The following is a 3,260-nucleotide window of genomic DNA, read 5'->3' as shown; positions in this document are numbered from 1 at the left end:
CGAGAGCATTCTCGACGCCGACCTGCTGTCGCTCGTGTTCGTCGTCGGCCTCGTCGCGGTCGTCGTGGCCCCCGCCGTCTCGGCGCGGGACTGGAAGGTGTTGCTCCCGGCCGAACTGCTCGGGCTCGCGCTGCTGCCGACGCTCGTGCGCGCGCTGCTCGGCGGCGAACTCGGCGTCTTCGCGACGTACCTCGCCATCGCCGCCTTAGCGCTCGTCATAATCGTCGAGTTCCACATGTTCACGTCGCTTCAGGTCACCCACTGGTTCGCGGTCGCGCTCGTCACGCTGACGACGCTGGCGACGGCCGGCGCGTGGACGATCCTGCGGTGGAACGCCGACCGGCTGCTCGACACCGCCTACCTGACGACCAACGAGGCGCTGATGATCGAGTGGATCTACGTGACGCTGGCCGGACTCGCCGCGGGGATCCTCTTCGACGCGTACTTCAGACGCCGCGGCCGCCGCCTCCGTCGCGCGATCCGGCGGGTGGTGCGCCGATGAGGATCCTGCCGCGCCCTTCGATGCGAACGCAGCGGCGGCTCACCAGAGTCATGCAGGTCGTTCTCGTCGGGATCATCGTCTACGGGCTGTTCGGAAGCAGATACGGCCTGCCCGGCGGCGGTACGAAGGCGGTCACCAACGGGACGATAGGCCTGCTCGTCACGTTCATCCCGGCGATGCTCGAACGGAACTACGACATCCCGCTCGACCCGTGGCTCGGCGTGTGGATCACGGCCGCGGTGTTCCTCCATACGCTCGGGTCGGCGTGGTTCTACGCGCAGATCGGCTGGTGGGATCACCTCACGCACGCGCTGTCCGCGTCGCTCGTCGCGGGCGCGGGCTACACCGCGATCCGCGCCGTCGACCTCCACAGCGACGAGATCAGGATCCCCGCCCGCTTCGCGTTCGTCTTCATCTTCGTGGTGGTGCTCGGATTCGGCGTCTTCTGGGAACTGTTCGAGTTCGGGCTCGACATCGTCGCCGACGAGACCGGGATCGACATGCCGCTCGCCCAGCACGGGCTCGACGACACGGTGGGCGACCTGACGTACAACTCGATAGGCGCGCTGCTCGTCGCGGTCTTCGGACAGGCGCACCTCGCCGGCGTCGCGGACGACATCCGGGAGGGGCTGTTCTCCGACGCCAACTCGGGGAAGTAGCGACGCTACCCCGGGAAGTAGTTCAGCTCAGACAGGCGGCGACGACCCGCAGCGCCGCCTCGCCGCGCACCTCGTTCGCGAGCAGCGGGACCCGCTTCACGTCGCGGCCGCGGAACAGGTCGGTCGCCTCCCGGAGCGCGTTCTGCTGGACGTCCCACCGACGCGCACAGAACTCGCAGCTGTCGGGGTTCGGCTCGACCACCCAGTCGGGGTCGATTCCGGTCGCACCCCCGCCGGTCACGTCGCCGACGCCCTCCATCACGCGGTTGACGACCAGCGTGTTCACCGGAATGCCGAACTCGTCGAGGCGCGCGACGAGCCGCTCGGACTCGACGACGCTCATCTCCTCGGGGATCATCACGACGCGGAAGTCGGTCTTCGCCGGATCTCGGAGGACGGCGCGCAGTCGCTCGATGCGCTCGCGCAGCGCTTCGAGGTCCGCAGAGGGGTCGGGGTCGTCGTCGCCCCCGCCGAACATCCCCTTGATCCCGTCCATCATCCCGGAGAAGCGCTGGCGGAGCTTCATCACGCGACCGAGCATCGAGTCCATGATCTCCGGGAGCTGGAGCAGCCGGAGGGTGTGCCCGGTCGGCGCGGTGTCGACGACGACGCGGTCGAACCGCGGGTCGTCGAGATATTCGAGGAGCTGGCGCATCGCCGCGGCCTCGTCCGCACCGGGCATCGTCCCGCCGAGGAGGTCGCCGAGGCCGCCTTCGTCGCCCGGGGCCTCGGCGTCACCGCCCATCCCGCCCATCGCATCGCCCATCTCGCCGAGTCCGCCGAGGGGGTCAGCGTCGGCACCGAACATCCCCTCATCGACCGCGGCGTCGGGGTCGATCTCGGCCGCGTACAGCGGCATGTCCTCGCGTATCTGCGCCGGCTCGGCGGGGATCTCGGTCTCGTAGGTGTCCGAGAGCGAGTGCGCGGGGTCGGTGGAGACGACGAGCGTGCGGACGCCTCCGGCAGCCGAGGCGAGCCCCGTCGCGGCCGCCATCGTCGTCTTCCCGACGCCGCCTTTCCCGCCGTACAGCACGTAGTCCGGCGCGTCGACGCCCGCGGGGAGGTCGGCGACCGCTTCGCTGACGACCGCCGTGTCGCTGTCCGCTGTCTCGGGGGCGTCGACAGAGTCGTCCGCCTCGTCGACGCGGTCAACCGGCTCGACGTCGATGTCGTCCATACCCGCGTGTCGTCACGGCGGGCACCTGTACCCGTCGGTCTATACGAATCGAGATCGAGTCGAGATTGCGTTTCGGTAGTCGCCTTCGGGGGGTCTGGGAACCCTCTCGGTGACACGACCGCCGAAGCCCTAGCCGCTCGATACAAGACGATCGTTACCGGCGACACGACCGCCGAAGCCCTAGCCGCTCGATACAAGACGATCGTTACCGGCGACACGACCGCCGAAGCCCTAGCCGCTCGATACAAGACGATCGTTACCGGCGACACGACCACCGAAGCCCCAGCCGTGAGGCGGACAGACGCTCGCTGCGCTCCTCACTCAGTCGCTCGTTTCACTCGCTCCCTCGTTGCGGTGCTTACTTCGCCTCTGCCCGCCTCGCGCCTGCCCCTTCGAGTCCCGCCCCGCACCGCGCAGCACCGCACCTCACGCCTCCCCAGCCTCGTCGCTGGCACCCTCCGCTTCGCTCCGGGAGCCAGCGACTCCCTCGCGCGACGCTGTCGCCGGCGGCGAAGCCGCCGGCTATCGGAGAGACCGGAGGCCTCTCCCTACTCGCGGCCGCCGGTGGCGGCCGCTCGCAGGCGCGCGCCACGGCAGGTGGTCGGCTCAGTCGTCGCGTTCCACGTCCATCCCGAGATCGGTCACCGCGTCGAAGAAGCCGGGGAACGAGACGTCGACGTGTTCGGCACCGCGGATCGTCGTGGTCCCGTCGGCGGCGAGCGCGGCGACCGCGAGCGCCATCACGATCCGGTGGTCGGCCCGGCCGTCGACGGTCGCCCCGCGGAGATCGCTCTCGGAGCCGTGGACCGTGAGGACGTCCTCCTCCTCGGTCGTCTCCGCGCCGAGTTCGCCCAGTTCCTCGGCCATCGCGGACACGCGGTCGGTCTCCTTGTAGCGGACGTGTTCGCAGTTCTCGATGCGC

At 69.6% G+C, this 3,260-nt stretch carries 3 protein-coding genes and 1 pseudogene; 2 read left to right on the top strand and 2 right to left on the bottom strand.

Annotated features, from left to right (window positions below):
• On the top strand, positions 1-502 hold a 502-nt coding region (locus tag BN903_RS09310), incomplete at its 5' end, for a hypothetical protein (protein WP_048077467.1).
• On the top strand, positions 499-1,161 hold the full coding sequence (locus tag BN903_RS09305) for a hypothetical protein (protein WP_048077466.1): 663 nt from the start codon (positions 499-501) through the stop codon (positions 1,159-1,161). The genes BN903_RS09310 and BN903_RS09305, both read left to right, overlap by 4 nt.
• A gap of 22 nt (positions 1,162-1,183) precedes the next feature.
• Here the strand turns inward: BN903_RS09305 and BN903_RS09300 are convergent, their stop codons facing one another.
• Both BN903_RS09300 and BN903_RS09295 read right to left on the bottom strand, forming a co-directional pair.
• Positions 1,184-2,338: a TRC40/GET3/ArsA family transport-energizing ATPase gene (locus BN903_RS09300; protein ID WP_048077465.1), complete on the bottom strand. Its 1,155-nt coding sequence runs from the start codon at positions 2,336-2,338 to the stop codon at positions 1,184-1,186.
• A gap of 606 nt (positions 2,339-2,944) precedes the next feature.
• Positions 2,945-3,260: pseudogene (locus tag BN903_RS09295) on the bottom strand (3-phosphoshikimate 1-carboxyvinyltransferase); the annotation flags it as partial.

The organism is Halorubrum sp. AJ67 (genome assembly GCF_000513435.1).
The sequence above is the reverse complement of the archived record's forward strand: the minus strand, read 5'-3'. Positions and strand labels throughout refer to the sequence as shown.

Bases quoted from the DNA above. Each gene is read 5' to 3' on its own strand.
- BN903_RS09305 (WP_048077466.1), top strand. From the start codon at position 499: ATGAGGATCCTGCCGCGCCCTTCGATGCGAACGCAGCGGCGGCTCACC.
- BN903_RS09300 (WP_048077465.1), bottom strand. From the start codon at position 2,338: ATGGACGACATCGACGTCGAGCCGGTTGACCGCGTCGACGAGGCGGAC.